The following is a 6,069-nucleotide window of genomic DNA, read 5'->3' as shown; positions in this document are numbered from 1 at the left end:
TAGCTAATACATAAAATAATGTTAAAAAATTACTAGCTAAATCATACTTTATACTACTAAATTTATTTGTTTTCTTATTCATTCTTAACCTCTTTTTATGTCCAATTTTAAAGTCTCATTTTTAAAATAACTAATATTATTTATTTATAAAATATTTTAATAATGTCAATACTTTAACTAGTTTTTATCTTTAAATTTTTTTAATAAAAATAATGAAAAAATAATGAAGTTTAACTGTTGACATTATTTAAATATTTTATAAGTAACTATAAGTAGTTAAAAACTATACAAATAATAAAAATAAAAAGAGGTGAAATTATTATGAATATTAGTATTTATAAAAAGAATTTAGTGTTTATAACACTAATAACAACATTATTATTAATGTTTACTAGCAATGCGTTTGCTAATGCAGTTGATGTAGATCTGTTTAATATTAGTGACACTGATATATCAAAAAAATTATTTTTAGATATTTACTTTCCAGAGGATGATATGTCTAAAAGTCCGCTTTCTGCGGCTTTGCTAGCTTTTAATAGTGTCGTATTAATGGTGGGTGGTATTATTGTATCCTATACACTAATGGCTGGAACAATGTCAACTGCGCATGACGGCGAAATTTTAGGTAAAAAATGGTCGTCTATGTGGTTGCCAATCAGAATGGCTACAAGTACTGCTTTTTTAGTCCCTGTGTCAGGTGGTTTTTGTGCTATACAAATGTTTATGTTATGGGTTATTCAAATGAGTATTGGTGCCGCATCCCATGTCTGGCAAGAATATGTGGCAAATATGGGGGTAGCCAACGGTGTTATTATTCCAAACATGTCAAATGAAAAATTAGGTAAAGTTGCTAAAAATGCTTTTTTATCTAATTTATGCGTTTTAAAAACTAATCAATTATATGCTACAAAATCTAGTAAAAAAGATATTGTTTTGAAGGGAGAAATGGGATCTAATGAAGGAGGTGGTAATGTATTTATACCGCCAAAACGTACAGATGTTTTCCTTGTGCTGTTTGGTTCTCACGGTCTTGCTCAAACTCAATTTGCTAAAAATTGGACGACAGATACTAAAATGTATAGTTATAAATCATTTAATTATGGAAGCAATCATTTACCGGGAATTACTGGTTCTGGAAGTAATTGGGATAATAGTGTGCATATAGAGGATAGATATTACAATTTAAGTAGAGATAAAAGAGCCTGTGGTGCGTTTTTAATGCCAGATACATTACCAAACGTAGAAGACAAATTGGCTAATTTTAAAGAATTAACGAGTTTATTTAAAACAATTGTAAGTAAACAGCCTGAATACTTTATGGCTCTTCAAAATGAAATGCATCAATTAGCAAAACAATATATGGAAACAGAAGGTAGTATAAATCTTGCTCAAGCATTTGATAATTCAATTGCTAATTATAAAAAAGTAGTATCTCAAAAAGTTGCTGAAACATTTAGTGTAGATAAAGGTTGGGATGCTTATGTAGAAGCTGTGAAAAAAGATGGTTGGGCATTAGCTGGTTCATGGAGTATAAGGTTAGTTCAAATACAAGAATTATTAGGTCAATTAACAAATATTTATCCTACATTTGTAGAACCGGGAGTTGCGTATCATGATCTTTGGAATGGAAATGAATTAGAATCATTTTTAAATAAAGCAGGAAAAGATATTAAAGCTTCTGAAGCAAACTCTAAATATATGACTGGTTTAGCTACGATAGGGTCTAAAAAAGATGGAGATGCTACTGAAAATGATAAACAAGTAGATCCAGAAGAAAAATCTAAAGCATTAGACAGTTTATTTGCTGGAATTAACGAAAAATCACAAGATCTTTTCTCATTCTCTAGCAGTATATCAGTAGGTGGTTTTGTTGAAAGCGGTGAAAGTGGCGCCGGAATTACTAACCCATTGACTATTGCGAAATATTATGGCGATACTGCTATTAATTTAGGATGGGCTTTATTAGGTGTTGCAGCTGTTGCTGGTGCTGTTATGGGAGCTTTACCATTCTCTGGCGGTTGGTTCTTAACAATTACAGGTGCCGCTTCATTGGTTATGCCGATATCTATCACACTTTGGATTGTGGGGAATTCTCTTTCTGTACTTTTACCACTCACCCCCTATATGCTATGGATAGGTATGTTGGGAGGTTGGATGATATTAGTGTTAGAAGCCATGGTTGCCGCTCCGTTATGGGTAGTTACACAATTACAGCCTGATGCTGACGGCTTCACTGGTAAGGGAAGTACAGGATATGGGTTAGTTTTATCACTTGCCTTGCGCCCGACTTTAATGATTATAGGATTAATCTGCTCGATTGAATTATTAAATATTTTAGGATCTATAGTTTCAGTAACATTTGTTTCAATGATATCAACTTCTGGATTAGCTAGTGGTAATATAATTAAACAAATTGGCTTATTATTTGTATATTTTGGTATATTATATAGTATAATAAATAGGTCATTTTCATTGATACATATCATTCCAGATGAAACGATGAAATGGTTAAACATCAATGGTGGACAAAGCTTAGCTTCTTACGCTAAAGACTCTCAAAATACAATGATGGCAAAAGCAGCTTTAGCTAAAGTTGGTTTAGATCAGATGGGGGGAGTTGCTAGAGGAGCAGGAAATAAAATAAATGCATTTAAAGCAAATGCTGTTGCTAATAAAAAACAACAAGCAAAACAAGCAGAAATACAACAAAAAGAACAAGCGCAACAACAAGAAAAAATGAATAAAAAAGAAGATCTGAATATGCTTGAAAATGCTTATAATGAAACTGCTACAAAACAGGAATTTGATAGTTTAGCACAACAAGCAAATAGTAAATTAGAATTATCTAAATTAGCTTCAGAAGCAGGTGATAAAACAAAAGCTAATACTTATATGCAACAAGCAAAAGATTTAGGTAAACAATTATCAGTTGAGCAAGCAAGAGAATCAGGACTTAACGAAATGTTAATAAATTACAATAGTAGAAATACTAAAAAAATAATTTAAATACTAAATAAAAAGAGGTTAAAAACCTCTTTTTTTTTGTGTTTAATTTATTTATTTTTGTGTGTTTTTTGATAAAAAAAACCAATTAGTTTTATTAAATTTTAATGATTTTTGATTAAACAAAATAAGCAAATTTCATCAAAATTTTTTAAAAAAAATAAGCAAAAAAAAGCTATTTTTAATTAAAAAAAATAGCTCAAATTTTGAATTATGCCCACCACTTTTTATAGCTTTTTAATAATTTTTGAGGTGAAAAATTGATGCGAATAGCTTCAATTTTTTTGTGAAAAAATTAATAAAAAGTAAAGATTTAGCATTGACAAAATGCTAAAACTGATTAAATAAATAAGTGGGGCATAATGAAAGTGGACTAATTAATTGGACAAATTAATTGTACACAAAATATACATTCATTTGGACAATAAAATTGTCTAAATAATGTGGGCAATGGTCTGCTATATTTTGATTTGAACGAAGTGAAAAGCGAAAGATAGCGGATTGGCGATGAGCCAAAATTGCCCCATTATTGTATCAAGTTTGTGTGAATGAGCAAGCGAAGCGAGCAAGTGAGCTAAACGCAGATAGAATAATGTTAGTTAATTGAAAATATTGATTTGAGCGTAGTGAAAAGCAATTTTTTAATTAACTAATTAGCCGTTTAATTTTTCTATTTTTTTGATTTGAAGCTTGGGCGAAAAGCAAAAAATATAAAAAATTAATAAGGCTAAAATGCTTAATGCAAGCAAAAATAAATAAGCAAAATGTAAGCATTAATTTTATTTTTTTATTGGATTTTTTGAGTAAAAAAACGAGAAAAATACAAAAAAAATAAAATAAAAAAAAGTGAATATGCCCCAATTTTTTCATTAAAAAATGGAATTTTTAGGGATTTTTGAGATGAGTTTTTGAGCATAAAAGCTTAAAAACGAAGTGAAAAAATCCTTAAAAACAATTGGATTTTTTAATTTTTGGCTTTGTTTTTTTGAGCAAAAAAGCGAGAAAAGCAAAACAAAAATTAAAAAAATAATAATAAAAATAAAAATAAGGGGGCGTTATGAAACTTACATTATTACAAAACAAGTTAAAAAATGAATATTTGAGTGAAATTGAGCAACAAGCGAAATTAGAAAATATTGCTATTGGTGCTTGTAAAAACAAAAAAATTAATGAAATTTTGAATGAATTAAATGAACATTATACAAGCAATAAAGCAACTTATGAAACTTACTTAAAAGTATATAACAGATTAATAAATAACAATAAAAATGTTGAAAAATCTGAAATTAATTTATTGCTACATAAAGCAAAAACTAGAGCAACTTACGACTTATATAGAACTTCGCTGAAATTTGGATTAATTAATGAAATTAAAGAATTACAAAAAAAATCCGATTACGCTAGAAAAAACAAAAAAACGAATGAAATGATAGAGTTAACTAATAAAGCTTTTGATTTAGCAATAGTACTTAAAGATAATTTTGAGCTAAATAAAGAAAGTATAATTTTTGAAAGAGTAAACAGCAAAAGAAAAACACTTAATAAAATGCCTAAACTTAAAAATATTCTTAAAAATATGGATAAGGTTTGTGTAAAAAAATATAAAGATATTTTAATGGTTTACGATCTTTTTGGACTAAGACCGGCTGAGTTTAAAAAAGGGGTTAGTTTAAAGCTAAAGCAGGATGAAAATGGTGAAAATGTAATTGAAGCAACTATAAGCGGGGCAAAAATTGGTAAACATTCTGGACAAGATGTTAGAATTTGTACAACAACTTTAGAAAAAGATAATGAATTACATCAGGAATTCTATAAAAACGTGTTTAGACAGCAACTTAGAAATGGTGGAGTTTATAAAATAGAGCAAAATGAAAAAACGTATAAGAGTTTAAGTAAGTTTTTTTATAGAAAATATGGAACTGCTGTAAGTTTGTACAGTTTTAGACATAAAGTAGCAAGTGACTTAAAACGATCTAAAACAGATGAAGATACAATTGCAGCATTTTTAGGACATCGTGTCGATAAGTCGCAGACTTACTACGGCAACTATCAAAAAGGGGGTAGTGGTGGTAGAAAGTTTGAAGCAACGGCGACACACAAAATAAAACACACTAAAAATTATAATTTTGATTTTAACTATAATAATAGTAATAGTGCCATTAATAAATATAGAAAAAATATTACTATATTGTACTAATAAAAAAGCCCCAAAATTGGGGCTTTTACTTGAAAATAGGTTAAATTTTATATACTAAAACCTTTTTTATTTTCTTTTTTGTGTTCTTCTTCTAGTTTTTCTAAAGCTTTGTTAATAGTTCTAATTGTGTAATCTTCTGTGTGTTCTCTTTTATTGTCATCAAGTATGGCTGCACAAATATTCTTATATTCTGAATATTTATTTAGCGTGTTTTTTATTGCGTTAAAATCAATTACACTATCATCTAAAACCCATTTTTGCTTTTTAGCAAGTCCTGTAAATCGATTTTTTTCTTTGTTAAAAAATCTACTAATTTCTTCATATTCTTCGCTTTTTCTATCTACTTGTTTTATTTCATTAATTTCAATATCGTTATTAGTGTTGTTATTTGTAGTAGCAAGTAAAATATTAGGATTTCTAATGCAATCATGAATATATTCATTTCTATACATAATTTTTGGAAAATTAAAAACTTTAAAACGTATATCATCTTTTTCTATTGCTTTAACTAAAAAATCATTTCTACCTTCTTTTTTATTTCTAAAACCTGCTACCCTGAAAGGGTGTACTGCACCTGAAAAATTTGGGTCACCATATTTTTTATTCATTGCTCGCACAAAAAAATTGGCAAGCTTTTGATTTGCTTCGCTTTTTTTAACTGTATAAATAAATTGATAATTTTTTTCTGAAGTTTCTAAATGAAGAATTGGTTTTCCAAATTCCATTTTTATTTCATTAACTGCTTCTTCTGTTTTTATATCATCTATAACTAAATAATAATAATAATCACTTAAAGGTGTTATATAAATATCAGATCTGTTTTTATTTAAATTGTATAACTCATTGTATATTTTAAATTCTTTAATTTC

Annotated in this window: 3 protein-coding genes; 2 read left to right on the top strand and 1 reads right to left on the bottom strand. The window is 28.0% G+C overall.

What is annotated here, in order from left to right; all coding sequences use genetic code 11:
- The first annotated feature begins 321 nt into the window (after positions 1-321).
- Positions 322-3,006: a DotA/TraY family protein gene (locus A9G24_RS10350; protein WP_065638947.1), complete on the top strand. Its 2,685-nt coding sequence runs from the start codon at positions 322-324 to the stop codon at positions 3,004-3,006.
- Positions 3,007-4,060: 1,054 nt separating this feature from the next.
- Positions 4,061-5,200 carry a hypothetical protein gene (locus A9G24_RS10345; RefSeq protein WP_065638946.1) on the top strand — a complete coding sequence of 380 codons (1,140 nt, stop codon included), beginning with the start codon at positions 4,061-4,063 and terminating at the stop codon, positions 5,198-5,200.
- Positions 5,201-5,247: 47 nt separating this feature from the next.
- Here the strand turns inward: A9G24_RS10345 and A9G24_RS10340 are convergent.
- Positions 5,248-6,069, bottom strand: an 822-nt coding sequence (locus A9G24_RS10340) for a DNA-primase RepB domain-containing protein (protein WP_065638945.1), incomplete at its 5' end; no start/stop codon positions are given.

It is taken from the genome of Gilliamella sp. App6-5 (genome assembly GCF_001690525.1).
In the GTDB taxonomy this organism is placed as follows: Bacteria; Pseudomonadota; Gammaproteobacteria; order Enterobacterales; family Orbaceae; genus Gilliamella; species Gilliamella apicola_H.
This window is presented reverse-complemented; position numbering and strand designations above follow the sequence as displayed.